Annotated in this window: 29 protein-coding genes; 18 read left to right on the top strand and 11 right to left on the bottom strand. The window is 65.0% G+C overall.

From position 1 onward, the window contains the following. Window positions 1-8 precede the first annotated feature (8 nt). On the bottom strand, window positions 9-452 hold the full coding sequence (gene hpaR / locus ACFMPD_RS10930; RefSeq protein ID WP_380994031.1) for a homoprotocatechuate degradation operon regulator HpaR: 444 nt from the start codon (window positions 450-452) through the stop codon (window positions 9-11). Between the two features lie 110 nt (window positions 453-562). On the opposite strand from hpaR, the gene ACFMPD_RS10925 reads away from it, so the two are divergent. Further along, the gene (locus tag ACFMPD_RS10925; protein ID WP_380994030.1) at window positions 563-1,975 is read left to right on the top strand and encodes a pyridoxal phosphate-dependent decarboxylase family protein; all 1,413 of its coding nucleotides are present in this window, start codon (window positions 563-565) and stop codon (window positions 1,973-1,975) included. A 181-nt stretch (window positions 1,976-2,156) separates the two neighbouring features. Continuing rightward, complete coding sequence (locus tag ACFMPD_RS10920) at window positions 2,157-2,936, top strand: HpcH/HpaI aldolase family protein (protein WP_380994028.1); 780 nt, start codon at window positions 2,157-2,159, stop codon at window positions 2,934-2,936. 7 nt (window positions 2,937-2,943) lie between these two features. Here the strand turns inward: ACFMPD_RS10920 and ACFMPD_RS10915 are convergent, their stop codons facing one another. Then, a complete protein-coding gene (locus tag ACFMPD_RS10915) occupies window positions 2,944-4,104 on the bottom strand; it encodes a DUF3095 domain-containing protein (protein WP_380994026.1) in 1,161 nt (386 codons plus the stop codon). A gap of 213 nt (window positions 4,105-4,317) precedes the next feature. Between ACFMPD_RS10915 and ACFMPD_RS10910 the strand changes: the two genes are divergently transcribed. Beyond that, a complete protein-coding gene (locus tag ACFMPD_RS10910; RefSeq protein WP_380994024.1) occupies window positions 4,318-5,340 on the top strand; it encodes an aspartate-semialdehyde dehydrogenase in 1,023 nt (340 codons plus the stop codon). Window positions 5,341-5,712: 372 nt separating this feature from the next. Here the strand turns inward: ACFMPD_RS10910 and ACFMPD_RS10905 are convergent, their stop codons facing one another. Then, window positions 5,713-6,363 (bottom strand): carbonic anhydrase, encoded by a 651-nt coding sequence (locus tag ACFMPD_RS10905; protein WP_380994023.1) that lies wholly within the window; start codon window positions 6,361-6,363, stop codon window positions 5,713-5,715. 163 nt (window positions 6,364-6,526) lie between these two features. On the opposite strand from ACFMPD_RS10905, the gene ACFMPD_RS10900 reads away from it, so the two are divergent. The 3 genes from ACFMPD_RS10900 (at window position 6,527) to ACFMPD_RS10890 (ending at window position 9,201) form a co-directional block, all read left to right on the top strand. Beyond that, entirely contained in the window at window positions 6,527-6,907 is a 381-nt protein-coding gene (locus ACFMPD_RS10900; protein ID WP_380994021.1) for a hypothetical protein, read from the top strand. A gap of 66 nt (window positions 6,908-6,973) precedes the next feature. Beyond that, window positions 6,974-8,356: a leucyl aminopeptidase family protein gene (locus ACFMPD_RS10895; RefSeq protein WP_380994019.1), complete on the top strand. Its 1,383-nt coding sequence runs from the start codon at window positions 6,974-6,976 to the stop codon at window positions 8,354-8,356. Further along, entirely contained in the window at window positions 8,353-9,201 is an 849-nt protein-coding gene (locus ACFMPD_RS10890; protein WP_380994017.1) for a C40 family peptidase, read from the top strand. The genes ACFMPD_RS10895 and ACFMPD_RS10890 overlap by 4 nt, the downstream gene beginning before the upstream one ends. Here ACFMPD_RS10890 and ACFMPD_RS10885 read toward each other — a convergent pair. The 4 genes from ACFMPD_RS10885 to ACFMPD_RS10870 all read right to left on the bottom strand — a co-directional run bounded on the left by ACFMPD_RS10885 (window position 9,198) and on the right by ACFMPD_RS10870 (window position 11,735). Further along, on the bottom strand, window positions 9,198-9,542 hold the full coding sequence (locus ACFMPD_RS10885) for a DUF2794 domain-containing protein (protein ID WP_380994016.1): 345 nt from the start codon (window positions 9,540-9,542) through the stop codon (window positions 9,198-9,200). The two genes, ACFMPD_RS10890 and ACFMPD_RS10885, sit on opposite strands and share 4 nt — an antisense overlap. Window positions 9,543-9,573: 31 nt before the next feature. Then, a complete protein-coding gene (locus tag ACFMPD_RS10880) occupies window positions 9,574-10,308 on the bottom strand; it encodes a PaaX family transcriptional regulator C-terminal domain-containing protein (RefSeq protein WP_380994014.1) in 735 nt (244 codons plus the stop codon). Between the two features lie 145 nt (window positions 10,309-10,453). After that, window positions 10,454-11,395, bottom strand: a complete 942-nt coding sequence (locus tag ACFMPD_RS10875) for a calcium/sodium antiporter (RefSeq protein ID WP_380994012.1) — start codon at window positions 11,393-11,395, stop codon at window positions 10,454-10,456. A 169-nt stretch (window positions 11,396-11,564) separates the two neighbouring features. Beyond that, on the bottom strand, window positions 11,565-11,735 hold the full coding sequence (locus tag ACFMPD_RS10870) for a hypothetical protein (protein WP_380994010.1): 171 nt from the start codon (window positions 11,733-11,735) through the stop codon (window positions 11,565-11,567). An 88-nt stretch (window positions 11,736-11,823) separates the two neighbouring features. Here ACFMPD_RS10870 and ACFMPD_RS10865 point away from each other — a divergent pair, with 88 nt between their 5' ends. The 5 genes from ACFMPD_RS10865 (at window position 11,824) to ACFMPD_RS10845 (ending at window position 15,532) form a co-directional block, all read left to right on the top strand. Continuing rightward, window positions 11,824-12,225: a hypothetical protein gene (locus tag ACFMPD_RS10865; RefSeq protein ID WP_380994008.1), complete on the top strand. Its 402-nt coding sequence runs from the start codon at window positions 11,824-11,826 to the stop codon at window positions 12,223-12,225. 228 nt (window positions 12,226-12,453) lie between these two features. Next, window positions 12,454-12,927, top strand: a complete 474-nt coding sequence (locus ACFMPD_RS10860) for a c-type cytochrome (RefSeq protein WP_380994007.1) — start codon at window positions 12,454-12,456, stop codon at window positions 12,925-12,927. Window positions 12,928-13,159: 232 nt separating this feature from the next. After that, complete coding sequence (locus ACFMPD_RS10855) at window positions 13,160-14,272, top strand: S-(hydroxymethyl)glutathione dehydrogenase/class III alcohol dehydrogenase (protein ID WP_380994006.1); 1,113 nt, start codon at window positions 13,160-13,162, stop codon at window positions 14,270-14,272. Beyond that, window positions 14,269-14,769 (top strand): GNAT family N-acetyltransferase, encoded by a 501-nt coding sequence (locus ACFMPD_RS10850; protein WP_380994004.1) that lies wholly within the window; start codon window positions 14,269-14,271, stop codon window positions 14,767-14,769. Before ACFMPD_RS10855 ends, ACFMPD_RS10850 begins: the two co-directional genes overlap by 4 nt. A gap of 28 nt (window positions 14,770-14,797) precedes the next feature. Further along, a complete protein-coding gene (locus ACFMPD_RS10845; RefSeq protein ID WP_380994002.1) occupies window positions 14,798-15,532 on the top strand; it encodes an NYN domain-containing protein in 735 nt (244 codons plus the stop codon). 42 nt (window positions 15,533-15,574) lie between these two features. On the opposite strand, the gene ACFMPD_RS10840 is transcribed toward ACFMPD_RS10845, so the two are convergent. Then, window positions 15,575-16,192: a TetR/AcrR family transcriptional regulator gene (locus tag ACFMPD_RS10840; protein WP_380994000.1), complete on the bottom strand. Its 618-nt coding sequence runs from the start codon at window positions 16,190-16,192 to the stop codon at window positions 15,575-15,577. A gap of 134 nt (window positions 16,193-16,326) precedes the next feature. Between ACFMPD_RS10840 and mbfA the strand changes: the two genes are divergently transcribed. The 6 genes from mbfA to ACFMPD_RS10810 all read left to right on the top strand — a co-directional run bounded on the left by mbfA (window position 16,327) and on the right by ACFMPD_RS10810 (window position 21,235). Next, window positions 16,327-17,301 (top strand): iron exporter MbfA, encoded by a 975-nt coding sequence (mbfA, locus tag ACFMPD_RS10835; protein ID WP_380993998.1) that lies wholly within the window; start codon window positions 16,327-16,329, stop codon window positions 17,299-17,301. Window positions 17,302-17,340: 39 nt separating this feature from the next. After that, window positions 17,341-18,270: an AEC family transporter gene (locus ACFMPD_RS10830; RefSeq protein ID WP_380993997.1), complete on the top strand. Its 930-nt coding sequence runs from the start codon at window positions 17,341-17,343 to the stop codon at window positions 18,268-18,270. Window positions 18,271-18,365: 95 nt separating this feature from the next. Further along, on the top strand, window positions 18,366-19,196 hold the full coding sequence (gene fghA, locus ACFMPD_RS10825) for an S-formylglutathione hydrolase (protein ID WP_380993995.1): 831 nt from the start codon (window positions 18,366-18,368) through the stop codon (window positions 19,194-19,196). A gap of 5 nt (window positions 19,197-19,201) precedes the next feature. Further along, entirely contained in the window at window positions 19,202-19,660 is a 459-nt protein-coding gene (locus ACFMPD_RS10820; RefSeq protein WP_380994110.1) for a YaiI/YqxD family protein, read from the top strand. Between the two features lie 40 nt (window positions 19,661-19,700). Further along, window positions 19,701-20,321, top strand: coding sequence for an HAD family hydrolase (locus ACFMPD_RS10815; RefSeq protein WP_380993993.1), 621 nt, complete (start codon window positions 19,701-19,703; stop codon window positions 20,319-20,321). Continuing rightward, window positions 20,318-21,235 (top strand): ornithine cyclodeaminase family protein, encoded by a 918-nt coding sequence (locus tag ACFMPD_RS10810; protein WP_380993991.1) that lies wholly within the window; start codon window positions 20,318-20,320, stop codon window positions 21,233-21,235. Before ACFMPD_RS10815 ends, ACFMPD_RS10810 begins: the two co-directional genes overlap by 4 nt. On the opposite strand, the gene ACFMPD_RS10805 is transcribed toward ACFMPD_RS10810, so the two are convergent. Further along, window positions 21,236-22,486, bottom strand: a complete 1,251-nt coding sequence (locus tag ACFMPD_RS10805) for an MFS transporter (RefSeq protein ID WP_380993989.1) — start codon at window positions 22,484-22,486, stop codon at window positions 21,236-21,238. Between the two features lie 149 nt (window positions 22,487-22,635). Here ACFMPD_RS10805 and zapE point away from each other — a divergent pair, with 149 nt between their 5' ends. Further along, on the top strand, window positions 22,636-23,697 hold the full coding sequence (gene zapE, locus ACFMPD_RS10800; protein WP_380993987.1) for a cell division protein ZapE: 1,062 nt from the start codon (window positions 22,636-22,638) through the stop codon (window positions 23,695-23,697). Between the two features lie 52 nt (window positions 23,698-23,749). Here the strand turns inward: zapE and ACFMPD_RS10795 are convergent, their stop codons facing one another. Beyond that, window positions 23,750-25,024 (bottom strand): bifunctional folylpolyglutamate synthase/dihydrofolate synthase, encoded by a 1,275-nt coding sequence (locus ACFMPD_RS10795; RefSeq protein WP_380993985.1) that lies wholly within the window; start codon window positions 25,022-25,024, stop codon window positions 23,750-23,752. After that, window positions 25,021-25,992: an acetyl-CoA carboxylase, carboxyltransferase subunit beta gene (accD, locus tag ACFMPD_RS10790; protein WP_380993983.1), complete on the bottom strand. Its 972-nt coding sequence runs from the start codon at window positions 25,990-25,992 to the stop codon at window positions 25,021-25,023. The genes ACFMPD_RS10795 and accD overlap by 4 nt, the downstream gene beginning before the upstream one ends. Between the last annotated feature and the right edge of the window lie 49 nt (window positions 25,993-26,041).

Genomic DNA, 26,041 nt, shown 5'->3' with positions numbered 1-26,041 from the left:
TACAATGTTCACGACGCTTCGGTATCGCTCTTGTCCAGTTCGTTCAGCAGGTCCAGCAGCAGTTCATAGCGGTCGGCACCGATTTGCCGGCGGGTCTTTTCCAACAACGCCAGGCTGGTCTCCAGATGCTCGCTGATCAGGGCTTCGCCTGAGCCCGTGATCTGCACGATCTGCTTGCGCTTGTCGACCTTGTCCTTGCGCCGTACGATCAGCTGCTTTTCCTGCAGTTTCTGCAATATCCGCGTCAGGCTGGGCAGCAGCAGACAGGCCTTTTCCGAAATCCGGGTCGGCTCCATCGGGCCTTCCTCCTGCAACACCCGCAGGACGCGCCATTGCTGTTCGGTGATGCCAACGCCCGACAGCATTTCGCGGATCGGCCCCATCACCCGCTCGCGGGCGCGCAACAGGGCAATGGGCAGGGATCGCGATGTCTTGAGAAGAGGTTTGCTCATAGCTTCGTTTTGCCTTTCAATGCGGGCAAGCGCAATCCATGAACGTCGCGGCGCCGACCCAAAGCCCGAACGACCGTACCAAACGCATAATCCTTAGGCAGGAGACCGGCATGAACTGGGATGAGTTTGCTGCCTGGGGGCACCGTTTCACCGACTGGGTCCGGGACTATCGCCAGACCGTCCGGGACCGGCCGGTACGCGCTCAGACCCGGCCGGGGGACATCCTGAACGCCCTGCCGACCGCACCGCCGGACCGGCCCCAGGACATGCGCGAGATCTTTGCCGATTTCGAACGAATCGTCATGCCGGGGATCACCCACTGGCAGCATCCCCGCTTTTTTGCCTATTTCAACGCCAATGCCGCCGCGCCCTCGGTTCTGGCCGAGTTCCTGATCGCCGCCATCGCACCGCAATGCATGCTGTGGCAAACCTCGCCCGCCGCCACTGAAATGGAAACCCGGATGATGGACTGGCTGCGGCAATCTCTGGGCCTGCCCGAGGGATTTACCGGCGTCATTCAGGACAGCGCCAGTTCGGCGACACTGGCCGCGGTGCTGACCCTGCGCGAACGGGCGCTGAACTGGACCGGCAACAGCCGGGGCCTGGCCGGAAACAGTCGGATACGGGTTTATTGCTCGGCCGAAGTGCATACGTCGGTCGACCGGGCCATATGGGTATCCGGCATCGGTCAGGAGAACCTGGTGCGCGTGCCGATCAAGGGCGACTGGCGCGGCATGGACCCGGCGGCTCTGGACGCGGCGATCCGCAGCGACGACGCCGCGGGCCTGACCCCGGCGGGGGTAATCCTGTGCGTCGGCGGCACCGGAACCGGGGCGACGGACCCGATTGATGCCTGTCTGGACGTGGCGCAGCGGCACGGCCTGTACAGCCATGTCGACGCAGCCTGGGCCGGTTCGGCGATGATCTGTCCGGAGTTCCGCAGCTACTGGACCGGCATAGACCGCGCCGACAGCCTGGTGTTCAACCCCCACAAATGGCTGGGCGCCCAATTCGATTGCGCAGCTCATTTCCTTCGTAACCCAGAGGACCTGGTGCGCTGCCTGGCCATCCGGCCGGAATACCTGAAAACCCATGGACAGGACGGGGTTGTCGACTATTCCGAATGGTCGGTGCCGCTGGGCCGGCGATTTCGGGCTTTGAAAATCTGGTTCCTGCTGCGCACCTATGGCCTGCAGGGTCTGCGCGAACGGCTGCGTGACCATGTGGCCTGGTCCGGCGCCCTGCATGACCGGCTGGCGGCGACGCCGGGGTTTCAGATCGTCACCCCGCCAATGTTGTCTCTGTTCACCTTTCGTCTGGCGCCGGAGGGTGCCGAGGATCTGGACCAGCTGAACCAGCGCCTGGTGGACGCGATCAACGACGACGGACGGATCTATCTGACCCAGACCCGGATCGACGACGCGCTGGTCATCCGCTTTCAGGCGGGCCAGTTCGAAACCACCGAGGCGGACGTGATGATGGCCTATGACGTGATCACCGAGATCGCCGGGCAGATAGCCTGACGGCGACGCCCGGCCGGGGCGGCATGCCCGTTCCCCGGGGGCACAGCCCGGGGATTGCGCTGCCGCCAATCTGGACAAACCGATCCGACCGGCGCTAGCGTCGATCATGGAACGCCCGGCGCGCCCTGCCCTGCCCCGCCCCGCCTGTCGCGCAGTCCGAACCCTGACCAGAGGATTGCCCATGCCCGTACCTCTCAACATTCTGAAACAGCGATTTCACGCCGGCGAGACCACATTTGGATGCTGGCTCAGTTTTGCCGAACCCACCGCCGCAGAAATCATGGGCACCGCCGGGTTCGACTGGCTGGTGATCGACGGCGAACATGCGCCCAACGACATCCGCTCGATCCGCGACCAGCTGCTGGCGCTGCAGGCCAGCCCGTCGCCTGCCATCGTACGCGTGCCCGTGGGCGAACCCTGGATGATCAAGCAGGTGCTGGATATCGGTGCCCAGACAGTGCTGGTGCCGATGGTGGAAAGCGCCGCTCAGGCGCACCAGATGGTGCGCGCCTGCACCTATCCGCCGCAGGGTATGCGCGGTGTCGGCGCGGCGGGCACGCGGTCTTCGCGCTTTGCCGCAATTCCCGACTATATTCAAACCGCAGACGCCCAGATCAGCCTGATCGTTCAGGTCGAAAACCGCGCCGGGCTGGCCGCACTGGACGACATCCTGGCGGTGCCCGGCATCGACTGCGTGTTCATCGGCCCCTCCGATCTGTCCACCGATCTGGGGCATCACGGTCAGCCCGCGCATCCCGAGGTGCATGACACGATCCTATCGATGCTGACCCGGATCGCGGCGGCCGGCAAGGTACCGGGCATCATGTCGCGGTCCGAATCCCTGACCGAGGAGTATCTGGCGGCGGGCGCCCGATTCATTGCGGTGGGGGTGGACGTGCTGACCCTGGCACAGGCCGCGCGCGACCTGGCGGCACGCTGGATCACCCCGCCATCGGCCTGACCCGGACCTAGTCGACCCGGCCCGATTTGATCTGGGACGCCGCCCGCGCATAACCCCCCGCGGCCCCGTCCACCAGGTGGATGTGATCGTCCTGAGTGACCGACGGCACGAAACAGGTGATCATCGCCTCATCCTGTTCGAACAGGCCGAAATCGACGATACCGTCGGCATTGGCGGCTTGCAGAATGGCACGGATGCGCCGATGCGTGTCGGCATCGCAATCCAGCGTCATCTTCAGCCCGTCATCGAACTTGCGAAAGTCGGCGTTGCTGCTGACCATGGCGGCATAGGCAACCGGATCAAAGGCGCCGGCCGGTATTCCGGTCCGGAACAGAAACCAGGCAAGCAGGTTCTCGGCGAACAACTGCGCCTTGCGCAACCACAGAGCCCGGCGGCCGCGCGACGCATGCGCCTCGAGTGCCAGCCCCGGCGGCGGATATTGCACGCCTGGGCCTTCGGGCGGCAAGGGATGGCCGCCACGTTTCAGCCCTTCGGCCTCGGCAATCACCTGCCGGGCGACTTCGGCAAAGGCGTCGCCGGGCGCATCGGGCCGGGCGACGACCACCACCGACAGGATGCTGCCGTTTTGCGATCGCGCGTTGCTCCAGCGGCAGGACAGCCCGGTCAGATCGGGTATCGCCCCGGCCTCTGCGGCCGGCACCGCGTAGTCTCCGGCCTTCATACGGGCTTCGGACCAGGACAGGCCGCCGCCACTGAACATGGCATAGTCCAGCACCTCGGAGGCGCGATAGCGCGCCACCGACACCTCGTGCCCGGCCGCGCGGATATCGGCCATCGGCACTTGTGCCGTACGCAGGGTCAGCCCGAATTCCGCCTCGGCCCAGCGCCGCATCACCGCCAGAATCTCGGCCGAACGCGCCGCGCGATCCGGCCCGCAGGCAAAGGTCGCGCCATCGCCGCCAAAGACATAGGGAAAGGTCCCCCCGTCGCCGCCATTGATCTGCGAGGCGATCACCGCCGCACCGATCATATTCACTGTCTTGTAGCGCCCGGCCGCGATCTCTTCTGTCGAACCGACGATGTCGGCGATGCCGACCACCCAGCCCCGGGGCAACGGCGTGTAGCTGGCCGGGTCGGACAGATCGGCAAAGGACGCCCGCCGGGGCAGGCTCTGAAAAAACGCATCGCTGTCATCGTGCCTGGTCATGACGCAACCTAACACCGGTATGCCCGGGCGGCGACCAATTCGTTCGGCCCTGTGCCCGCCTGCCCGGATGCCGACCCGGGCTGTTACCGCAAAACTGCGGCATATCGGACAACAGCGACAGCATGGCCCGGTCTGCCCCCCTTTCCCCCAAGGGACTTTGCCGCTAAGAGGCCGCAGCCGGGTCCTGCACCGGCACATATCTGGAGAAAGATCATGGGATACCGCGTCGTCGTTGTCGGCGCCACAGGCAATGTGGGCCGCGAAATGCTGAACATCCTGGCCGAGCGCCAGTACCCGGTCGATGAGATCGCCGTTCTGGCGAGCCGAAAATCGCTGGGCACCGAAGTGAGCTTTGGCGACAAGACCCTGACCACCCAGGATCTGGACACCTTCGATTTCAGTGGCTGGGACATGGCGCTGTTCGCCGTCGGCTCCGAGGCCACCAAGATCTATGCGCCCAAGGCCGCCGCCGCCGGTTGCGTGGTGATCGATAACAGCTCGCTCTACCGCTATGACCCGGATGTTCCGCTGATCGTGCCCGAGGTGAACCCCGAGGCGATCAAGGATTATTCCAAGAAGAACATCATTGCCAACCCGAACTGCTCGACCGCGCAGATGGTCGTGGCGCTAAAGCCGCTGCATGACCGGGCCCGGATCAAGCGGGTGGTGGTCAGCACCTACCAGTCGGTCTCGGGGGCCGGCAAAGAGGGCATAGACGAGCTGTGGGACCAGACCAAGAGCATCTATAATCCGGTCGACGACAAACCGGCCAAGAAGTTCACCAAGCAGATCGCCTTTAACGTCATTCCGCATATCGACATGTTCATGGAGGACGGGTCGACCAAGGAAGAATGGAAGATGGTGGCGGAAACCAAAAAGATCGTCGATCCGGCGATCAAGGTCACCGCGACCTGCGTGCGGGTGCCGGTCTTTGTCGGCCATTCCGAAGCGGTGAACATCGAGTTCGAAGACCATCTGGACGAGGACGAAGCCCGTGACATCCTGCGCGAAGCGCCCGGGATCATGGTGATCGACAAGCGCGAGAATGGCGGTTACGTGACACCGGTGGAATGCGTCGGCGACTATGCCACCTTTATCAGCCGGATCCGTCAGGACAGCACCATCGACAACGGTCTGAACCTGTGGTGCGTCAGCGACAACCTGCGCAAGGGCGCCGCTCTGAACGCCGTGCAGATCGCGGAAACCCTGGGCACCTGGGTGCTGAAAAAAGGCTGAAAAAGGCTGCGCGCCGTCGGCCCCACGGCCAGCGGCGCGCAATGCCGGACACGCCTGAACGCAGGTCGGTTCGCTCTCGGCGGATGCAAAACTATCCGCGCCGCGGCACCTCTGACCCCGCCAAAATCGGCCTCCGCGATCCCGCGGCGAATGCCCGCACCTTCACGCCGACCGCCATAATCCGAGACCGGATCGCCCTGCGTCACAGCGTGCCGGACAAAAGCGATTCGCGACCTGCGGGGCACCGATTATTTTCCGGACCGGTCCGATCTCCGCCCCCCCCTCTACTCACAGAAAAACGCCGACCCGCCAAGCGGATCGGTGCATGTTCCGGGTTTGGCCGCAGGCGCTGCCCGCGGCCGCGATCTGCGATCAGACCGGCTGGAAATGACCCGAAGAGGGATCGTAGCATTCCAGCCCGCCCTCGGCGATTTCGGTCCACAGCCCGTGCAGGCTGAGTTCGCCGGATTTGACGGCGCTGGCCACGAAAGGAAAGGTCATCAGGTTGTCCAGCGATGCGACAACCGCTTGTTTTTCAAACTCCCGTGCCTGATCCGCGGGGTCCTCGATGGCGGCCACCTTGTCGTATTTAGGACGCAGAATATCCATCCAGCGCCCGACAAAGCTCTCTTTGGCATCCAGTTCGGGCGCATTGCCCTTGCACATTTCGATGCAACCGGCCACGCCGCCGCATTGCGAATGCCCCAGAACGATCAGATGCGACACCTTCAGTGCGGTCACCGCATATTCCACCGTCGCGCTGGTGCCGTGATGGTCGCCATCCGGCTCGTAGGGCGGCACCAGGTTCGCGATATTGCGGTGAATGAAGAACTCGCCCCGATCCGCACCAAAGATCGACGTGACATGGACCCGGCTGTCACAGCACGAGATCACCATTGCACGCGGTCTCTGGCCCTCGGTTGCTAAGCGTCGGTACCATCCCTGATTTTCCTGATACGAGGTGGCCTTCCACCCGTGATACCGCTGAACAAGATAGGCTGGGAGAGGTTTGGCAAATTCCATGAATGTGTCCCTGGTCTGTTTCTAGGAGGTTGAAGATACGGTCCTGATTATAGCCCGCATTCTACCCAAATTCGAGCCATCCGCCCGGCGGCTCGAAACCTTTTGCAAACCTGTCTCGGACAGATTGATGACAGCCGTGGGGGTTTAGAAATTGGGTGACGAAATGAATCATGTAACGACGCTTGTTCCGGCGGAAACCGTGCGTTTGGACCGGGACCAGCTGAACGCGCTGTACCTGCAGCTGGGTCAGTCCGGGGCCGAGGATGTCGTATGCCGGGCGATCGAGGAACTGGCGGTGCGGTTGTCGCATTGCGAACGTCTGTGGCGCCAGCGCGACGACCCGGCCCTGCGCAAATGCGCCCGCTCGCTGATTGCCATCGCCGAGCAGATCGGGATGAATACCCTGGCGCGCGTGGCCAATGATGTCACGATCACCACCGATTCCGGCGATACGGCGGCGACGGCGGCCACCCTGTTCCGCCTGATCCGCATCGGCGAACGCTCGCTGACAGCGGTCTGGGATCTGCAGGATCTTTCGGTCTGACGGGGCTTGCACCACCAGAGCGTGCGGCTAGGCTGCGGGCCAATGTTTCCGAACCGCGAGCGACCGATGCCCTCAGCTTTTGCCAAAACCTCCACCGATGCACTGGCCATGCATGTCATCGACTCCGGCGACCTGACCTCGTGGTTGCAGACCCAGGACTCGCAGGTTGCAACCTGGGTCGAGCAGAACGGGTTTACCGGCGCGCTGGGGCAGGCGTTGCTGGTTCCGGGCCCTCAGGGCCGGCCGGTGATGGCGCTGGCCGGTTACGGCACAGCGGCCAAGCGGGCGCGGGTGCATTTTGCGCTGGCCCATACCGCCGCCAAGCTGCCCGAGGGCCGTTATCGCATCGCATCCGGCCTGCCGCAGGAAGTGGCCGAAATCGAGTGTCTGGGCTGGCTGTTGTCGGGCTATCGTTTCGATCGCTACAAGCGCAAACCGACCAAACGCCTTGAACTGGTGGCACCAGCCGGCGTCGACACGGCACGCGTCGAGATTCTGGCGCAAGCCGAGACCCTGATCCGCGATCTGGTCAACACCCCCACCTCCGACATGGGACCCGAGCAACTGGCGGCAGCCGCCCGCGAGGTCGCCGCGGCCCATGGCGCAACCGTGTCCGAAATCGTCGGTGACGATCTGCTGCACCAGAATTTTCCGCTGATCCACACGGTCGGCCGGGCGTCGGCGACACCACCGCGGCTGATCGATCTGCGCTGGGGGGAATCGGGGCCGAAACTGACCCTGGTGGGCAAGGGTGTCTGCTTCGATACCGGCGGGCTGAATCTCAAGCCCTCTGCCGGCATGCTGATCATGAAAAAGGACATGGGCGGGGCGGCGACGGTTCTGGGTCTGGCGCAGATGATCATGGCGCTGAACCTGCCGCTGCAGTTGCGGGTGCTGATCCCGGCGGTCGAAAATGCCGTTTCGGGCAATGCCTTTCGCCCCGGCGATATCCTGACCTCGCGCAAGGGTCTGACGGTGGAAAACAACAATACCGACGCCGAAGGCCGGCTGGTTCTGGCCGATGCCCTGGCCCTGGCCGACGCCGAAGACCCTGATCTGGTTGTGTCGATGGCCACCCTGACCGGCGCGGCGCGGGTCGCTGTCGGCTCGGACATCGCGCCGTTTTTTACCGACAGCGACGGCATCGCCCAGGCCTTGAGCCGGGCCGCGGCGCGTGTGGATGACCCGGTCTGGCGGATGCCGTTTCACGAGGCCTATGAAGCCAAGATCGAACCGACCAATGCCGATCTGGACAATGCCCCTACGGGCGGGTTCGCCGGTGCGATCACTGCCGCGCTGTTCCTGCGCCGTTTCGTATCCAGCGTGCCCTATGTGCATTTCGACATCTATGCCTGGCAATCGATGAATGCCCCGGCCCGTCCCAAGGGGGGCGTCGGCATGGGCGCGCGGGCGCTGCTGGACGCGCTGCCCGACCTGCTGGACCTGTGAGCGACAGGCGCAGCACGCCGATGAACGCGCGGGTGGCGGCCGCGCATCTGATGCAGGTGCCGGCAGGCGTGAAACGGGTGCGCCCTCAGACAATGCGCGTCACCTGGCCCGTGGTCGATCTGTTGCGGGCGCCGGGCGAGGCGCGCGACCGGCAACTGCTGTATGGCGAAACGGTGGACCGGTATGAGACCCATCGCGGCCACAGTTTCGTGCAGGCGCGCAAGGATGGCTATGTGGGCTATCTGCCCGACGCGGCCCTCGGGCCGGAGCAGACGCCTACCCATTGGGTCAGCGCTCCGGCCACGCATCTTTATGCCGCCCCTGACATCAAGTCGCCGGACCGCCAGATGCTTAGCTTTGGCAGCCTTGTGACCGTGCGCTCCGAAACCGGTGCCTTTGTCGAAACCGCCCAGGGCTTTGTGCCGCGGGTGCATCTGCGCGTCATCGCCGACCGGCTGGACGATCCGGTCGCCGTTGCCCGGCTGTTCCTCGGCACGCCGTATTTGTGGGGCGGCAACAGCCGTCTGGGCATCGATTGTTCGGGGCTGGTGCAGGCGGCCCTGCTGGCCTGCGGCCACCCCTGCCCCGGCGACAGCGACCAGCAGCAGGCCACGCTGGGCCAGCGGCTGGAACCAGGCACCACCCCGCAACGGGGCGATCTGCTGTTCTGGAAAGGTCACGTGGCGCTGGTGTCGGGTCGCGACCGGCTGATCCATGCCAACGCGCACCACATGGCGGTCCGGGACGAGCCCCTGCAGGCGGCTCTCACGCGTATCAAGGCACTGGGTGACGGTGCGGTCACCGCGCATCTGCGGCCCTGCCTGCCGCCGGCAAGCGGGGCCTAGTCGACCGCGCGGATCAGCTTGCGTTCCAGCACCCGCAGCACGGTTTTCAGATCGGCACCGCGTTTGAGGATCTGTCCGTCGATGCCGACCACCGAATACATGCCCTGCCGGTTGCGCAGCTTGGGACGCTTTTCGATCCGATAGAGTGGGTTTTCAGCGGTGCGCCGGAACACCGAGAACACCGCCAGATCGCGCAGGCAGGAGATTCCATAGTCGCGCCATTCTCCGGCCGCCACCATGCGACCGTAGAGCGACAGGATCACGGACAATTCACGCCGGTCGAATGCCACCTGAACCGGAACCGGGCCTTGGGGAAACGGATTGGGCGGTTGGATCGTCATGCAGCCAGAGTTGCGCTAAAATGCGGCCAAATCAAGTCTGTTGCATGTTTCCAAAGCGATTTTCGACCTCTGACACGGGATCCGGCATGGCGCTGAGACCGTCGTCGGCCTGGCTCAGCCAGACCTCGGCGGCCGGTGTCAGCGCGCGATAGGCGCGCGCCACCTCGGCGCGCGGATCGGTCAGCGGCGCGTCCGCCGGCATCAGATCCGGCACCGGATCGGGATAACGCAGCACGATGCGCCGCCAGCGGTGAATCAGCAGCAGCCGTGCCGCCGCCGCGTCCAGCGGCGTCGTCACAGGGCGCTGCAATGCCGCCAGGTCGGCAGCCAAAGCCGCCAGAGCCTGACGATGGTCAGGGCTCAGCGTCGTGGCGCGATAGGCATCGGAAACCTGCGCCAGATCGCCCACGATCCGGCAATCGGCCGCCGCCGGCGCCTCGTCGGCGGGGCAGATCCGAACGCTCTGGGCGCCGGTCCCGGCCAGGGTAAGCACCGCCGCCCATTTCGTAACCGGCGCTGTGCGCGGCGCTGCATAGATCCGCGTCGTCGCCGGGGCGAACCGCTCGATTCCCTGCCGGCTCAGCCGATAGAGACTGGTGCGCCCGTTGCGTTCGCTGTGCACCCAGCCGTCGCTGCCCAGCCGCGACAGGGCCGTGCGCAGGGTGCCCTGTTCGACCCCGACCCGACCCAGCAAGGCCCGCAGCCTGGCGGTCGAAATCTCGCCGCCCCGGTGCTGGACCAGATCGCCGAAGACGGTGATGATCAATGACCAGACACGCAGTCGGCCTTCGGTATGCAATGCGGTGATAAGCGGTGCCAGCGGGTCCATCCGCAAGCCTTAGCGCGGAATGGGCGATCACGTCAAAGCGCGGCCTGCCGCACCTGACAGCGGCGGATTCGAACGCATGTCCTCAGGTCACGGCATGGACCATCCAGGCCAGATACAGCCCGTAAAGCGCCAGCATCGCCGCGCCTTCGCCGCGGCTGATGCGCCAGCCGGACCAGGCGAACGCAACCAGCAGAGCAGTGGCGCCCGTCATGACCCAGATGTCCAGAGCGAGAATTTGCGCCGGCACGGTCAGGGGATGCACCGCCGCCGTGACGCCGAGAATACCGAGGATATTGAAGATGTTGCTGCCCAGCACGTTGCCAAAGGCGATGTCGGCCTGCCGCTGGCGGGCCGCGACCACCGAGGTGATCAGTTCCGGCATCGACGTACCGACGGCCACGATGCTCACCCCGATCACCGCCTCGGACACTCCCAGTCCGGCGGCCAGGCTGATCGCACCCGCGACCAGCAACCGCGCCGCCACGATGGTCAGGATCAGCCCGGCCAGAAACTGGCCCAGAGCGCGCCAGACCGCCGACCCGCCCGGTTCGGGCGCGGCCAAGTCCAGCCCGGCACCCTGCTGGCGCACCGTGCTGGCGCGGTCCAGATAGAGCGTAAGGCCCATATAGACACCCAGCCCGGCGATCAGCGCCATCCCGGCCGCCCGGCCGATGCTGCCGCTCAGAACCACCGCCAGACAGGCGGCGGTGGCCAGTACGAGGAACAAACCGTCGCGCTGAAAAGCGGCGCGCTGCACGGCCATCGGCGCGATCAGTGCGGCCATCCCCATGATCAGCAGGATATTTGCGGTGTTGCTGCCAACCACGTTACCGACGGCGATACCGGGCGATCCGGCCAGTGCCGCCTGCAGGCTGGTGACCAGTTCCGGCATCGACGTGCCGAACCCGACCAGCGTCAGTCCTATGACCATCGGCGAGATGCCCAGGCGCCGGGCCAGGACCACCGCGCCGCGCACCAGCAGGTCACCACCCACCACCAGGCCGGCGAAGCCAGCGATCAACATTGCAACGTTCATTCCTGTCCCCATTCAGCCCGGTCGGTTTTCGGCCCGGCACATCTTCGGGCCGAGATGTGGTGCCGTCTGGCACCCCGCAAGATGGCCTCGGAGTTATTATCGCACTGTGGCGCACAGAAAAACTTTTCGGGGCATGAAACTGTGCCGGCAAGACGGCTCAGGCAAAACTGCCCTGACAGAACCAGCCCGAGGACATTGCTCCGCCATGGCCATGGAACAGCCACAGCCGGTCCCCGGATCGTGTCGTCACGACCCAGTAATCGCGCACACCGCTGCACCAGTCGGGTTCGTCCAGCCACCATTCCGGCGCGATCCGCTCGGGACGCATATGAGCAGCGGCCGCGGAGCGGCCGGCCAGACGCGCGCGCCGGGGCCGACCAGACGGTGGCCAGCATCTGCGCGGTGTTTTTCGGAATATGGCTGGAGACCGGCTGCCGCCGGATGATCACCTCCGGCCCGACCCTGGCCCCCAGCCTGCCGATCAAATCGTCCAGCGCGGTGTTGCCCGCCAGCAGCTGGTTGACCGCGCGCCCGGCCTGCAGATGCCCGACCCGGGTGCGGGCATGCACCGGCTCGCTCTGGATGACTCCCATCCGCAGGCCGCGCCCCCTGTCGGCCAACCGGGCACAGTGGCGCCGCAGCATCCGGTCGATCACGCCCGGCAGGGCCTCTTCGCCACCGAACAGATGCAGCGCGGTCAGGAACGCCGCCTCGGCGGGCGCATTGCAGGTGCGCGTCACCAGCCCGGCACACATGGCATGGGCATCGCGCACCGGTTGCCCAACCTGCAGACCGGCCGCCGATGCGGCCGGGATTAACGAGGTGATAACCTGCATGTTGGACTGTTCCGCAACCACGGCCAGCGGGCGTTCGTCCACACCTCATGCGGCGCGCAGCACCCGATCCGCCGCTGGACGCGGAAACTACAAAGACAGGATTCGACGATTGGACGTCATATCGATAGCTAAATGTTCATTATTTGTTCTATATAATTTCCACAACGGACCAGTCGAGCGGTTTGCAGGGCAGGATATGGGGCAGGCAGGATGAAACAGGCGGACCATCCGCACCGGCTGAGCCTAGCAGCCGTGATTATCGCGGCGATTCTGGCCACCGCGGCCCTGGGCCAGAGCGGCCAGATCAGCCAGGTTGCGAATCGCGGGGTACAAAAACGCATGGCCACGATGAACGGCGCCAACGCGTCGCTGACCACACTGTCGGACATGATGGGCGGGCGGGCGATCTTTGACAAGACGCGCGCCCGGGTGGCACGCCGGTCGCTGATCTCGGCCACCGGCCGGATCCCCTCGGTGTTTCGCCGCCAGCATACCGACCCCCTGTCCCGCGCCCGGCCCGAGATCTGGACGCAGTGGCGCGACTTCAAGGGGCATGCCAAGTCCGCCCAGCGCGCCGCGCGCGACCTGGACACCACGTCGCTGGCCGACCTGCGCCAGACGCTGCCGCAACTGGTCTCGGCCTGCCTGAGCTGCCACCAGGCCTATCGCCACCCGATGCGCTAGGCGCACACGCCCCACTGCCCCTGCCGGTCGTTCCTGCCCGTCGCCCTGAGATCACAATCGTCTGCAGGCAGACGCAACACCAAAAAAACCCGGGACGCCACCAGGACGGGAAACCGATGCCCCGGCCGGACAAGCAAGCTCGCCCCCCCCTGCCGGAGCGCCGCAACGGGGCTTGAAATCCACGCCTCCTTGGCACACGCTCGGCAGCGACAGAACAGGAAGGAACACGCCCATGCGCACGCGAGCCGCCGTGGCCCTGGAGGCCGGGAAACCGCTGGAAATCATGGAGGTGAACCTGGAAGGGCCGCGCGCCGGAGAGGTCCTGGTCGAAATCAAGGCCACCGGCCTGTGCCATACCGACGAGTTCACCCGCTCGGGTGCCGACCCCGAGGGGTTGTTCCCGGCGATCCTGGGCCACGAGGGCGCCGGCGTGGTTTTGGAAGTGGGCGAGGGCGTCACCAGCGTGCAGCCGGGCGATCACGTGATCCCGCTCTATACGCCGGAATGCCGCGAATGCGAGTATTGCCTGAACCCGAAAACCAACCTGTGCCAGTCGATCCGGGTGACCCAGGGCCAGGGCCTGATGCCTGATGGGTCCAGCCGGTTCTCGATGCTGGATGGCACGCCGATCCTGCATTACATGGGCTGTTCGACCTTTGCCAACCACACGGTGCTGCCCGAGATTGCGCTGGCCAAGGTCAGAGAAGACGCGCCGTTCGACAAGATCTGTTACATCGGCTGCGGCGTCACCACCGGCATCGGCGCGGTGATCAACACCGCCAAGGTCGAGATCGGTTCACGCGCCATCGTCTTTGGTCTGGGCGGCATCGGGCTGAACGTGATCCAGGGTCTGCGTCTGGCCGGGGCCGACCAGATCGTCGGCGTCGATCTGAACCCGGGCAAGGTCGAGATGGCCCGGCATTTCGGCTTGACCGATTTCGTCAACCCGACCGAAGTAACCGGCGATCTGGTGGCGCATCTGGTCGATCTGACACGGGGCGGCGCCGATTACACCTTTGATGCCACCGGCAATGTCGACGTGATGCGCACGGCGCTGGAATCCGCCCACAAGGGCTGGGGCGAAAGCGTCATCATCGGCGTCGCGCCGGCAGGGGCCGAGATCAGCACCCGGCCCTTTCAGCTGGTCACCGGGCGCAGTTGGCGGGGAACCGCCTTTGGCGGCGCGCGCGGCCGCACCGACGTACCCAAGATCGTCGACTGGTACATGGACGGCAAGATCGAGATCGACCCGATGATCACCCACACGATGGGGTTGGAGGACATCAACAAGGGGTTCGACCTGATGCATGCGGGCAAATCCATCCGCGCCGTGGTGCAATATTGAGCGGTTCGGGCGCGGTCGACCTGCGCCCGGCCACGGCCGATGACGACGACGCGCTGTGGGACATGCTGCGACCGGCGTTTCGCGCCGGCGACAGCTATGCGATCCGGCCAGACATCGACCGGGCCGATGCCTTGGCCTATTGGACCGGGGCCGATCACGGCGTCTGGCTGGCCGAGGCCGGCGGACAGCCTCTGGGCAGCTACTACCTGAAGACCAACCAACAGGGCGGCGGCGCGCATGTCTGCAATTGCGGCTTTGTCACCGGCCCGGCGGCGCGCGGCCGTGGCATCGCCCGGGCGATGCTGGATCACGCGCTGGACACCGCCCGCGCGGCCGGGTTCCGGGCCATGCAATTCAATTTCGTGGTCGAGACCAACACACGCGCCATCGATATCTGGACCCGGGCCGGGTTCCAGACTGTCGGCCGCCTGCCCCGGGCCTTTCAGCACCCGCAAAACGGGCTGGTGGACGCGCTGGTGCTGTATCGCTGGTTGTGAGCCCGGCGGCTCTGCGCTAGGGGGGGGCATGGTAAACGCGACAAAACCCCCGCTGCTGGCCGTCCTGATCGACGCCGACAACATCTCGGCCAAATACGCCGAAGCGATGTTCGAAGAGATCGCGTCGCTGGGCGAAGCCAGCATCCGGCGCATCTATGGCGATTTCGCCGGCGGCGGCCCACAGGGCTGGTCCAAGGACAAGCTGGCCGCGCTGGCGATCGTGCCGCACCAGCAGTTCGCCAACACGACCGGCAAGAACGCCAGTGACATCGCACTGGTGATTGATGCCATGGACATCCTGCATTCGGGACGGTTCGACGGGTTCGTGCTGATCTCGTCGGACAGCGATTTCACCCGCCTGGCCAGCCGCATCCGCGAACAGGGGCTGGACGTGTTCGGCATGGGCATGCGCAAGACCCCGGCGGCCTTCGTGAAGGCGTGCAAGCGCTTCATCTATGTCGAGAACCTGATCCCGGAACCCACGCGCGGCAAACCCCGGCCGCAAAAGGATGGCGAACCGCCCGAAGCGCATACATCGCTGGAGGACCCCACCAAGCTGGTGATCCGGGCGATGGACGCAATCGACCAAGAGGACGAGTGGTTCACGCTGGGCCAGATCGGCCAGTATATCACTGCCGCCAACCCGGATTTCGACACGCGCAGCTATGGCAAACGCAAGCTGAGCGACCTGATCGCAACGCTGAAACTGTTTGAAACCCGCCGTGGCGAGGGCAACCAGATTCAGGTGCGCCGCATCGACTGATCCCGGTTCTGCCCCCGTGCGCGGCGGCGCCGGCGCCGGCCGTCAGACGCCGTAGCGCGCCATAAAGGTTTCGACCGCGTTTTTCACCACCAGATCGATCTCGGCCCTGGAAAAGTCGGTCTGGATGCCCAGGGCCGCGCGAATCCACAGCCGGGTCTTGCACAATTCCGAAAATTGTTCGGCCGCCAGTTCGATATCCTCGATCGCCAGTTCACCGCGCCCGGCCGCCAACCCGAGATACTCGGCCAGTCTGGCGCGGCCCATTTCCGGTCCGCTGGCATAAAACGCGCGGCCCAGTTCCGGAAAACGCTCGCGCTCGGAAACGCAGATTCGAAACACCTGCTGCGCGAATTCCGACAGCACGAAGGGCACGATCTGGCTGGCGGCGATGGTCAGCACCTGGCGCGGCGGGGCGCTGTCGTCGATCAGATCCAGCGTCCGGGCCGCCATCCGTTGGCATTCCGTGGTGGCCACCTCGACGAACAAGAGCCGCTTGTCCGGGAAATAGCTGTAGAGCGTGGCCTTGGACACCCCCGCCGCCCGCGCAATGTCATCGACGCTGGCGCCTTCGAACCCGTCCGCCAGAAACACCTGACGCGCACCTTGCAGCACCTGTTCGAACTTGCGCCCTGTACGCCGGATTGTAGCAGACTGATTCATCGGGACTCCGTCGGATTGGGTCGGCATCGAAATATAAACCGATTAGTTCAGTTTCAACAACACTCATCCCGTCCTCGCTTGTCATTCGCCCGCCACCGGTTATGTGTACACCCGGAACAATCATGAGGGTTCGCATGCGCTTTCTGTCCCAACGCAAACGGTTCCGCGATCTGACCGAGCAGGAAATCATCGCATTGGCCATATCGTCCGAGGAGGATGACGCCCGCATCTATCGCGGTTACGCCGAAACCCTGCGCGCCGATTATCCGGCCAGCGCCAAATTGTTCGACGGCATGGCCGCCGAAGAGGATCAGCACCGCGCCCGCCTGATCGAACTGCACGAGCAGCGTTTCGGCCCGACGATCCCGCTTATTCGCCGCGAGCACGTGGCCGGGTATTACAATCGCCGCCCGGTCTGGCTGGTCGAAAATCTCGGGATCGAACGGATCCGCGAAGAGGCCGAGGCGATGGAGCGCGATGCCGAACGATTTTACCTGGCCGCCGCCGCGCGGACCACGGATGCAGCCACCCGCCAGTTGCTGGGCGATCTCGCCGCAGCCGAGGCCGGACATCAGAACACCGCGAACGATCTGATCGAGGCGCATCTGGACGAGGACACCCGCGCCCGCGAAGACGCCACGGCGCACCGCCAGTTCGTCCTGACCTGGGTGCAGCCCGGGCTGGCCGGGCTGATGGACGGATCCGTGTCGACGCTGGCGCCGATCTTTGCCACGGCCTTTGCCACCCAGGACACCTGGACGACATTTCTGGTCGGGGTCGCCGCGTCGGTCGGGGCGGGCATCTCGATGGGCTTTACCGAGGCTGCGTCGGATGATGGCGAGATCTCGGGGCGCGGATCGCCGATGAAACGCGGTCTGGCCTCGGGTGTGATGACCACGATCGGCGGCCTGGGCCACGCCCTGCCCTATCTGATTCCCGATTTCTGGACCGCCACCACCATCGCCTTTATCATCGTGTTCTTCGAATTGTGGGCCATTGCCTGGATTCAGAACAAATACATGGAGACGCCATTCTTTCGCGCCGCCTTTCAGGTGGTTCTGGGCGGGGCTCTGGTGCTGGCGGCGGGCATACTGATCGGGTCCGGCTAGGCGCTTGCGGCGCGGCCCCCGGGCGGATAACCCTGTTTCATGGTCGAGATTTTCCTGCGCACCCTGCCGTTCTTTGCGATCATCGGCATCGGCTATTGCGCCGGGCGCACGCGTTTCTTCTCGGAAGAAGCGACCGCCTATCTGACCAAGTTCGTCTTTTACTTTGCCCTGTCGGCGATGCTGTTCCGCTTTGCCGCCAACCTGCGTCTGGCCGAAGTGTTCGACGGTCGCCTGATCACCGGGTACCTCTGTGGCAGCCTGGTGGTCTATGGCATCGCCACCGCTGTCGGCTTTCTGCGTCGGCTGGACGTGCCCACCGCCGCGATCGAGGCGCAATGCGCGGTGATCGGCAATGTCGGCTTTCTGGGCCTGCCGATGTTCGTCATGCTGTTCGGCGAAGCCTCGATCGGCCCGATGATGCTGGTACTGGCCACCGACCTGATCGTGTTCTCCAGCCTGATCGTGATCCTGATCAACGGCGCCCGCGACGGCCGCATGAGCCTGAGCATCCTGCGCACCATCGCCGGCGGTCTGGTGCGCAATCCGATGATCGTGTCGATCGTTCTGGGGCTGGGCTGGTCGGCCCTGACCTTGCCAATCCCCGAGCCGATGAACGATTTCCTGGCCATTCTCGGCAATGCCGCAACGCCCGGTGCGCTGTTCGCCATCGGCGCGTCACTGGCCAGCAAATCCGCCGAGCGGGTACAGATCGCCGGCTGGCTGACCCTGTGCAAGCTGGTCCTGCATCCGGTGGCCGTCGGGGTTGCGGTTTTGCTGGTAATTCCGCTCGATCCCTATTCGGCGATCATCGTGATCTCGGCCGCCGCCATGCCGGTCGCGGGCAACGTCTATATGCTGGCCCAGCACTATGGGGTCGCGCCGCACCGGGTCTCGGCGGCGATCCTGTTCTCGACGGGTTTCAGCATCCTGACCGTGCCGGTGATCATGGCCTGGGTCGGGCAATTATAGGGCGGGCGTGGCAAAATCGCCGCCGAGCGGGCACCGGCTCTGGACGCGGCGGCCAAGGGCCGATAGCCCGGAACTGACATCGAAAGGGGATCAGCATGCAAACGGTTTCAGAAAACAAGTGCTTTGACGGCATCCAGGGGGTCTATACCCACAGTTCTGCCGCCTGTCGGTGCGACATGACATTTGGCCTGTTCCTGCCGCCCGAAGCCAAGGACGGTCCGGTGCCGGTGTTGTGGTATCTGTCTGGCCTGACCTGTACCCACGAAAACGCCATGACCAAGGCGGGCGCCCAGGGATGGGCCGCCGATCACGGGATCGCGCTGGTCTTTCCCGACACCTCGCCGCGCGGCCCCGACGTGGCCGATGACGGCGATTTCGACCTGGGACAGGGCGCCGGGTTCTATGTCAACGCCACCCAGTCGCCCTGGACGCCGCATTTCCAGATGTGGGACTATGTGGCCGAGGAACTGCCCGCGCTGCTGGCCCAGAATTTCGCCATCGACAGCAACCGGCAGGCGATCACCGGACATTCGATGGGCGGGCATGGCGCGCTGACCCTGGCGATGAACCTGCCGGGGCGGTTCCGCTCGGTCTCGGCCTTTTCGCCGATCTGCAATCCCACCGCTTCGGATTGGGGCCGCAAGCAGCTGACCGCCTATCTGGGCCCGGACGAGGCGGCGTGGCAGCGCCACGATGCCAGCGTTATGATGCGCGACAGGGGTTTTGACGGCCCGATGCTGATCGACACCGGCAGCGATGACCAGTTCATCGACCTGTTGCGCCCCGAGGCGCTGGCCAGCGCCATAGCCGAACGCCGTCAGCCCGCCACCCTGCGGCTGCAAAAGGGCTATGATCACAGCTATTTCTTCGTGTCCTCGTTCATCGAGGATCACATCGCCTTTCACGCCCAGGCGCTATGGGCCTAGGCGCGTTGGGCGCGCTTTATATCGACGCCGACGCCTGTCCGGTCAAGGCCGAGGCCGAGCGCGTGGCGACGCGGCACAGGATGCGCATGTTCGTGGTGTCCAATGGCGGATTGCGGCCTTCGGCCAACCCGCTGGTGGAAAACGTGATCGTCGCCGAGGGGCCGGATCTGGCTGATATGTGGATCGCCGAACGCTGCGGTGCCGGCGACGTGGTGGTCACCGGCGACATCCCTCTGGCGGCGAAATGTGTCGCCACGGGCGCACGGGTGCTGCGCCACAATGGCGAGGCGTTCACCGCCGCCAATATCGGCCAGCAACTGGCGATGCGCGACCTGATGGCCGATCTGCGCGCCGCCAACCCGCTGGGCGCAGGCGGCAGCGGCAAGGGGTTTACAAAGGCCGACCGCTCCCGTTTTCTGAATGCTCTGGAACGGGAAATCCGCGCCGCGGCCCGCGCCGGATAACGCCGCAAATCACAGGCCATAACGACAGGGGACTGCACGCATGCAACCACAGGCGGTGGTGTTCGACATCGGAAACGTGCTGATCGAATGGCAGCCCGAACGGTTCTATGACCGGGTGATCGGGGCCGAGCGGCGGCGCGCGATGTTTGCCACCGTTGATCTGCACGGCATGAATGACCGGGTCGACAAGGGCGGGCATTTCCGGGACACGATCTATGCCACGGCCGAGGCCTATCCCGACTGGCGCGCCGAGATCCGCATGTGGCACGATCGCTGGATCGAACTGGCGCAACCCCGCATTTCACGATCTGTGCGTCTGTTGCACGCCTTGCGCCGCAAATCGGTACCGGTTTTTTCACTGACCAATTTCGGCATCCAGAGTTTCGATTTCGCGGCCACGCATTACCCGTTTCTGCATGATTTCGACCGCCAGTATATCTCGGGCCATCTCAAGGTGATCAAACCAGACCCGCGGATTTACGAGATCGTCGAAACCGATTGCGGCATCGATCCCGGCGCGTTGCTGTTCACCGATGACCGGGCCGACAATATCGCCATCGCCGCCGACCGCGGCTGGCAGACCCACCTGTTTGACGGCCCGCAAGGCTGGGCCGACCGGCTGGTGGCGCAGGGCCTGCTGACCGAGGCCGAGGCCGCATGACAATCCCCATCATTTCCTTTGACGCAGGCGAGGCCAATCTGGACTGGATCGAGCTGACCGAAGCACTGGCGCGGGGCCATGACCTGCCCCGGGCCGAGATCAGCGACACGTTCCTCTATCGCGGTCCGGACACGCTGCTGTCGCGCGCGGCCTGGATCGACGGGTTGGGGATGGCGGTCAAGACCGCGACCATCTTTCCCGGCAATCCCCAGGCCGGCAAACCGATGGTCAACGGCGCGATGTGCCTTTATGGCGATGACGACGGCACCCTGTCGGCCCTGATCGACTTTCACCTTGTCACCAAGTGGAAGACCGTCGGCGACAGCCTGTTGGCGGCGCGCCGGCTGGCGCGGCCCGACAGCCGCGACATCCTGATCGTCGGCACGGGCACCGTTGGCGGCGGTCTGTGCGATGCCTTTGCCACCGGATTTCCCGAGGCCCGGATCACCCTGTGGAACCGCACCCGCGCCAAGGCCCAGGCCCTGGCCGCCGGCAAACCCGGCGTGACCGTGGCGCGGGACCTGCAACAGGCCGTGCAGGCCGCCGACATCATCATCTGCGCCACCATGTCAACGACGCCGGTGATCCGCGGTGACTGGCTGCGCCCGGGTCAGCATCTGAACCTGATCGGCGCCTATCGTCCCGACATGCGCGAGGCCGATGACACCGCCCTGATCCGGTCGCGCCTGTTTGTCGACAGTTTCGACACCACCATCGGCCATATCGGCGAAATCCAGATCCCGCTGGATCAGGGCGTAATCCAGCGCGATGATCTGATTGCGGATTTCTACGATCTGGCGGCGTTTGCCCGGCAATCAGACGACGAGATCACCCTGTTCAAGAATGGCGGCGGTGCGCATCTGGACCTGATGACGGGCCGCCATATCCTGGACCGGTGGCAGGCGGGCGCCTGATCAGGCCAACACGCTGGCGGACGGGCGCTCGCGGATCGGCAGGTGCACGATGGCGCTGAGGGCGCCGACCCCGACGCCGATCCACCAGACCAGTTCGTAACCGCCATAGAGATCGTACATCCGCCCGCCCAGCCAGATGCCGACGAAACTGCCGATCTGGTGGCTGAGAAACACGATGCCATACAGCGTGCCCATATATCGCAGCCCGTAGATCTGCGCCACCAGCCCCGAGGTCAGCGGCACCGTCGCCAGCCACAGCGCCCCCATGGACACGGAAAACAGGATCACCGAGACAGGAGTAATGGGCAACAGGATGAACAGGGCCGCCACCAGGGTTCGCGCGACATAGATACCGGACAGCAGGTATTTCTTGGAAAACCGGCTGCCGGCCCAGCCGGCGGCCAGGGTTCCGGCAATGTTGGCGACGCCGATCAGGGAAATCGAAACAGCGCCCAGTGCCGATGTGGTGGTGATGCCGATACCGTGCAGCACCCCGCCCGGCTGGATCGGGCCGCACAGTTCGGTCACAAAGGCCGGAAAATGCGCCGTGACAAAGCCCAGTTGATAGCCGCAACTAAAGAATCCCAGGGCGATCAGGCTGAAACTGGGGTCGCGTAACGCGCGGGACAATGCCTTGCCCATGCCGTCCACGGGCGGGGTATGGCCGGTCGCCTCCGCATCCGGCGCCGGCGCGCGCATCAACGGCAAGGTCAGGATCATCGCCAGAATGCCCGCCGCAAAGACCAGAAAGACCTGTTGCCAGGACAGAAAGCCCATCAGCCATTCCGCCAGTGGGGCACCGACGACCTGCCCGCCGCTGCCGGCTGCCGTGACGATGGCCAGTGACATCGAGCGGTTGGCGTCGCTGGAGGCCCGCGCCACCACCGCCAGGATCACACCGAATCCGGTCCCGGCGATGCCGAACCCAACCAGCCAGGCATAGGCCTGGTGCTCCAGCGGCGTCATCGACTGCGCCGTCAGCACCAGCCCCGCGGCATAGACCACGGCACCGATCACGATCGCCTTGCGATCGCCGATCCGCTCGGCCAGCGCACCGAAAAGCGGCTGCCCGAAACCCCATGCCAGGTTCTGGATGGCGATGGCCAACGAGAATTCGGTGCGCAACCAGCCGAATTCCTCGGCCACGGGAATCTGGAAAACGCCAAAAGAGGCACGGATCGCGAAACTGACCAGGATGATCGCCGATCCGACGATCAGCACGGGCGTAAACAGGCGGGCGTTGGGGGTCATTTGGTCGCTCCGGAAGAACAAGTTCACAGGTTAATATAAATCTGGAAAATATCAAATCAGCAGATCTGCGGCATCACATCACGGGTGTTGATGGGATTGGCGCGATCTGCCCGCTTTTCACACCGTGCCGCGCACGCTATGGCTTTTGCATGAGCAGTCGTGCCAGCCAGCTTTATACCGCACGGGTCACCGACGGGACCCTGCGACCCGATCCGGTTCAGCAGGCGGTGCTGCCGGAATTCGCCCGTATCGCATCTGATCTGAACACCCCGGTCAAGCGCGGCCTGTTCCGCAAGGCACCGGAACCGGTCAAGGGGTTGTATCTGTGGGGCGGTGTCGGGCGCGGCAAATCCATGCTGATGGACCTGTTCGTCGAGTCGCTGCAGGACGTCACCGCCCGGCGCGTGCATTTCCACGCCTTCATGCAGGAAATCCACGCCGCCATGCACGCGGCCCGCAAGGCCGGCGCAAAGGATGCGCTGGCCCCGGTTGCCGATCAGGTGATCGCCTCGGCGCGGGTGCTGGCCTTTGACGAGATGCAGATCACCGACATCACCGACGCGATGATCGTCGGGCGGCTGTTTCAAAAGCTGTTCGATGCCGGCGTGGTGGTGGTGACCACCTCGAACCGGGTACCCGACGATCTGTACAAGGACGGGCTGAACCGCCAGCTTTTCCTGCCGTTCATCGACCTGATCAAGGCGCGCATGGTGGTGCACGAACTGAGCAGTTCAACCGATTACCGGCAGAACCGGCTGCAGGGCAGTCCGGTCTATTTCACCCCGATTGGACCGGCCGCGCGGGCGGCTATCCGCTCCGTCTGGCAGGATCTGGCCGGCGGTCCCGCCGAGCCGTTGGTCCTGCAGGTCAACAAGCGCAATGTCACCGTTCCCGCCTTTCGCAACGGCGTCGCGCGGGCCACCTTTTACGATCTGTGCGGCACCACGTTGGGTCCGGCGGATTATCTGGCCCTGGCCGATGCGGTCCGGGTTCTGGTGCTCGAGGACATCCCGCGCCTGTCGCGCCAGAACTTCAACGAGGCGCGCCGGTTCGTCACCCTGATCGATGCGCTCTACGAGGCCAAGGTGCGGCTGATCGCATCTGCCGCCGCCGAGCCGGAAATGCTGTATGTCGAAGGCGAAGGCACGTTCGAATTCGAACGCAGCGCCAGCCGCTTGCGCGAGATGCAGGCCGAAGACTGGGGGCGCTGAAAGGCGCCGCACCGCTTGCAGCCTGCAGAGTTGCGGTTGCCTCCGCCGTCTTTCAGCCGTTCTCGCGCAGCACCGCCCCCGCCAGATAGAGCGATCCGCAGATCAGAACGCGGCTGCGGGGTTCGGCCGCGACGATGGCGCGCAGGGCGTCTGTCACCGTGTCGGCGGTATCGGCCTGCATTCCGGCCGCCCGCGCGGCCTCGGCCGTTTCTTGCGCTGTCAGGCTGTTTTCCTCGCCCGGGATCGGCACGGCGGTCAGGCTCTGCACATGCGTCGCCAGCGGCCCCAGGTAGCCGCCGATATCCTTGCTGTTCAGCATCCCGCAGATCAGCCGGGTCGGGCGCTGCGGCAGACCGTCCAGAACCGTGGCCAGCGCCAGACCGGCGGCCGGATTGTGACCGCCATCCAGCCACAGCTCGGCCTGCGGCGCGGCCTGGGCCAGCGGCCCGCCGGTCAGGCGCTGCATCCGCGCCGGCCAGTCGGCGCGTTTCACCGCGGCCTCGTAGGCGGCATCGCCCAGCTGCAGATGACGCAGCGCCGCCAGCGCCGTTCCGGCATTGACGATCTGGTGCGGTCCCAACAGGTTTGGCAACGGCAGATCGCGCAGCCCGGTTTCGTCCTGAAAGACCAGCCGCCCGCGCTCTTCTGTCACATGCCAGTGCTGCCCATGCACCAGCAGCGGCGCGGCAAGCCGGCTGGCGACGTCTTCGATCACGTCCATCGCTTCTTCGGGTTGCGGCGCCACGACGCAGGGCACGCCGCGTTTCAGGATCCCGGCCTTTTCAAAGGCGATCTTGCCCAGCGTGTCGCCGAGATATTGCTCGTGATCGATCGAGATCGGCGTGATCACCGTCAACCGAGGCTTGGGCAGCACGTTTGTGGCATCCAACCGCCCGCCCAACCCGACCTCGAGCAGGGTGAAATCCGCATCGGCCCGTGCAAAGACCAGCAAGGCGGCACAGGTCGTGATCTCGAAATAGGTGATCGGGTCGCTGCCATTGGTCCTGTAGCATTCATCCAGAACCGCGGTCAGCGCCGGTTCGTCGATCAGCTGTCCCGCCACCCGGATCCGTTCGTGGAACCGCGCCAGATGCGGGCTGGTGTAGGCGTGTGCGGTCAGGCCCGCGCCCTCGATCCCGGCGCGGATCATCGCCAGGGTCGAACCCTTGCCGTTGGTTCCGGCGATGTGGATCACCGGCGGCAGATCGTCCTGGGGATTGCCCAGCGCCGCGAGCAGACGCCAGACCCGGTCCAGCGTCAGATCGATGATCTTTGGATGCAGGGCCATCATCCGCTGCAGGATGACGTCCGAAGTCGCCGCGTTCATTTCCTGCCGGGCGGCACTGCGGCGGCGGGCTGCTTGGCTGTTTCGGTCCCGGCGGTTTCGGCGACGGACTTTTCGTCCGTCGCGCTGTCCGGGGCAGGCAATTCGCCCTGCACCGCAGGCGGCAGGTTCAACAGCATGCGCGTGATCCGGATCAGTTCGGCGCGCATTTCGGTGCGCGGCGTCACCCGGTCGAGCATGCCGTGATCCAGCAGGTATTCGGCGCGCTGAAATCCGTCGGGCAGCCGTTCGCCGAGGGTCTGCTCGATCACCCGCGGACCGGCAAAGCAGATCAGCGCGTTGGGTTCGGCGATATGCACATCGCCCAGCATCGCATAGGACGCGGTGACCCCGCCGGTGGTCGGGTGGGTCAGAACCACGATATAGGGCAGACCGGCCTCTTTCAGCATCTGCACCGCGACGGTGCTGCGCGGCATCTGCATCAGGCTCAGGATGCCCTCCTGCATGCGGGCGCCGCCGGCGGCAGAAAACAGGATCAACGGGCGCTTGAGCTTGACCGCCTCCTGGGCGGCGGCGACGATGGCGTTGCCGACATACATCCCCATTGATCCGCCCATAAAGCTGAAATCCTGCGCCACCGCCACGATCGGCGTGCGTCCGATATCGCCGGTGGCAACCAGCATCGCCTCTTTCTCGCCGGTGTCCTTCTGCGCGGCCTTCATCCGGTCGGGATATTTCTTCTGGTCGCGGAAATGCAGCGGATCGGCGATCGGCTCCGGCACGGCGATCTCGGCAAAGACGCCGCCGTCAAACAGCGCCTTGAACCGGTCGCGTGGCGAAATGACCATGTGGTGTCCGCAATTGGTGCAGACGTTCAGATTCTCGTAAAGCTCACGATGAAACAGCATGGTGCCGCATTCTTCGCATTTCTGCCACAGGTTCTCGGGCACTTCGCGACGCGAAAAGATCGAGTTGATCCGTGGTCTGACGTAGTTGGTGATCCAGTTCATAGCGGTGCCTCTGCTGGCAGGTCTGCGGGCTGAAATAAGCGTGCAGGCA

Source organism: Sedimentitalea sediminis (genome assembly GCF_042687825.1).
Classification (GTDB): Bacteria; Pseudomonadota; Alphaproteobacteria; order Rhodobacterales; family Rhodobacteraceae; genus Sedimentitalea.
This window is presented reverse-complemented; position numbering and strand designations above follow the sequence as displayed.

Bases quoted from the DNA above. Each gene is read 5' to 3' on its own strand.
- hpaR (WP_380994031.1), bottom strand. From the start codon at position 452: ATGAGCAAACCTCTTCTCAAGACATCGCGATCCCTGCCCATTGCCCTG.
- ACFMPD_RS10925 (WP_380994030.1), top strand. From the start codon at position 563: ATGAACTGGGATGAGTTTGCTGCCTGGGGGCACCGTTTCACCGACTGG.
- ACFMPD_RS10920 (WP_380994028.1), top strand. From the start codon at position 2,157: ATGCCCGTACCTCTCAACATTCTGAAACAGCGATTTCACGCCGGCGAG.
- ACFMPD_RS10915 (WP_380994026.1), bottom strand. From the start codon at position 4,104: ATGACCAGGCACGATGACAGCGATGCGTTTTTTCAGAGCCTGCCCCGG.
- ACFMPD_RS10910 (WP_380994024.1), top strand. From the start codon at position 4,318: ATGGGATACCGCGTCGTCGTTGTCGGCGCCACAGGCAATGTGGGCCGC.
- ACFMPD_RS10905 (WP_380994023.1), bottom strand. From the start codon at position 6,363: ATGGAATTTGCCAAACCTCTCCCAGCCTATCTTGTTCAGCGGTATCAC.
- ACFMPD_RS10900 (WP_380994021.1), top strand. From the start codon at position 6,527: ATGAATCATGTAACGACGCTTGTTCCGGCGGAAACCGTGCGTTTGGAC.
- ACFMPD_RS10895 (WP_380994019.1), top strand. From the start codon at position 6,974: ATGCCCTCAGCTTTTGCCAAAACCTCCACCGATGCACTGGCCATGCAT.
- ACFMPD_RS10885 (WP_380994016.1), bottom strand. From the start codon at position 9,542: ATGACGATCCAACCGCCCAATCCGTTTCCCCAAGGCCCGGTTCCGGTT.
- ACFMPD_RS10875 (WP_380994012.1), bottom strand. From the start codon at position 11,395: ATGTTGATCGCTGGCTTCGCCGGCCTGGTGGTGGGTGGTGACCTGCTG.
- ACFMPD_RS10870 (WP_380994010.1), bottom strand. From the start codon at position 11,735: ATGCGTCCCGAGCGGATCGCGCCGGAATGGTGGCTGGACGAACCCGAC.
- ACFMPD_RS10865 (WP_380994008.1), top strand. From the start codon at position 11,824: ATGGCTGGAGACCGGCTGCCGCCGGATGATCACCTCCGGCCCGACCCT.
- ACFMPD_RS10860 (WP_380994007.1), top strand. From the start codon at position 12,454: ATGAAACAGGCGGACCATCCGCACCGGCTGAGCCTAGCAGCCGTGATT.
- ACFMPD_RS10855 (WP_380994006.1), top strand. From the start codon at position 13,160: ATGCGCACGCGAGCCGCCGTGGCCCTGGAGGCCGGGAAACCGCTGGAA.
- ACFMPD_RS10845 (WP_380994002.1), top strand. From the start codon at position 14,798: ATGGTAAACGCGACAAAACCCCCGCTGCTGGCCGTCCTGATCGACGCC.
- ACFMPD_RS10840 (WP_380994000.1), bottom strand. From the start codon at position 16,192: ATGAATCAGTCTGCTACAATCCGGCGTACAGGGCGCAAGTTCGAACAG.
- mbfA (WP_380993998.1), top strand. From the start codon at position 16,327: ATGCGCTTTCTGTCCCAACGCAAACGGTTCCGCGATCTGACCGAGCAG.
- ACFMPD_RS10830 (WP_380993997.1), top strand. From the start codon at position 17,341: ATGGTCGAGATTTTCCTGCGCACCCTGCCGTTCTTTGCGATCATCGGC.
- fghA (WP_380993995.1), top strand. From the start codon at position 18,366: ATGCAAACGGTTTCAGAAAACAAGTGCTTTGACGGCATCCAGGGGGTC.
- ACFMPD_RS10815 (WP_380993993.1), top strand. From the start codon at position 19,701: ATGCAACCACAGGCGGTGGTGTTCGACATCGGAAACGTGCTGATCGAA.
- ACFMPD_RS10810 (WP_380993991.1), top strand. From the start codon at position 20,318: ATGACAATCCCCATCATTTCCTTTGACGCAGGCGAGGCCAATCTGGAC.
- ACFMPD_RS10805 (WP_380993989.1), bottom strand. From the start codon at position 22,486: ATGACCCCCAACGCCCGCCTGTTTACGCCCGTGCTGATCGTCGGATCG.
- zapE (WP_380993987.1), top strand. From the start codon at position 22,636: ATGAGCAGTCGTGCCAGCCAGCTTTATACCGCACGGGTCACCGACGGG.
- ACFMPD_RS10795 (WP_380993985.1), bottom strand. From the start codon at position 25,024: ATGAACGCGGCGACTTCGGACGTCATCCTGCAGCGGATGATGGCCCTG.
- accD (WP_380993983.1), bottom strand. From the start codon at position 25,992: ATGAACTGGATCACCAACTACGTCAGACCACGGATCAACTCGATCTTT.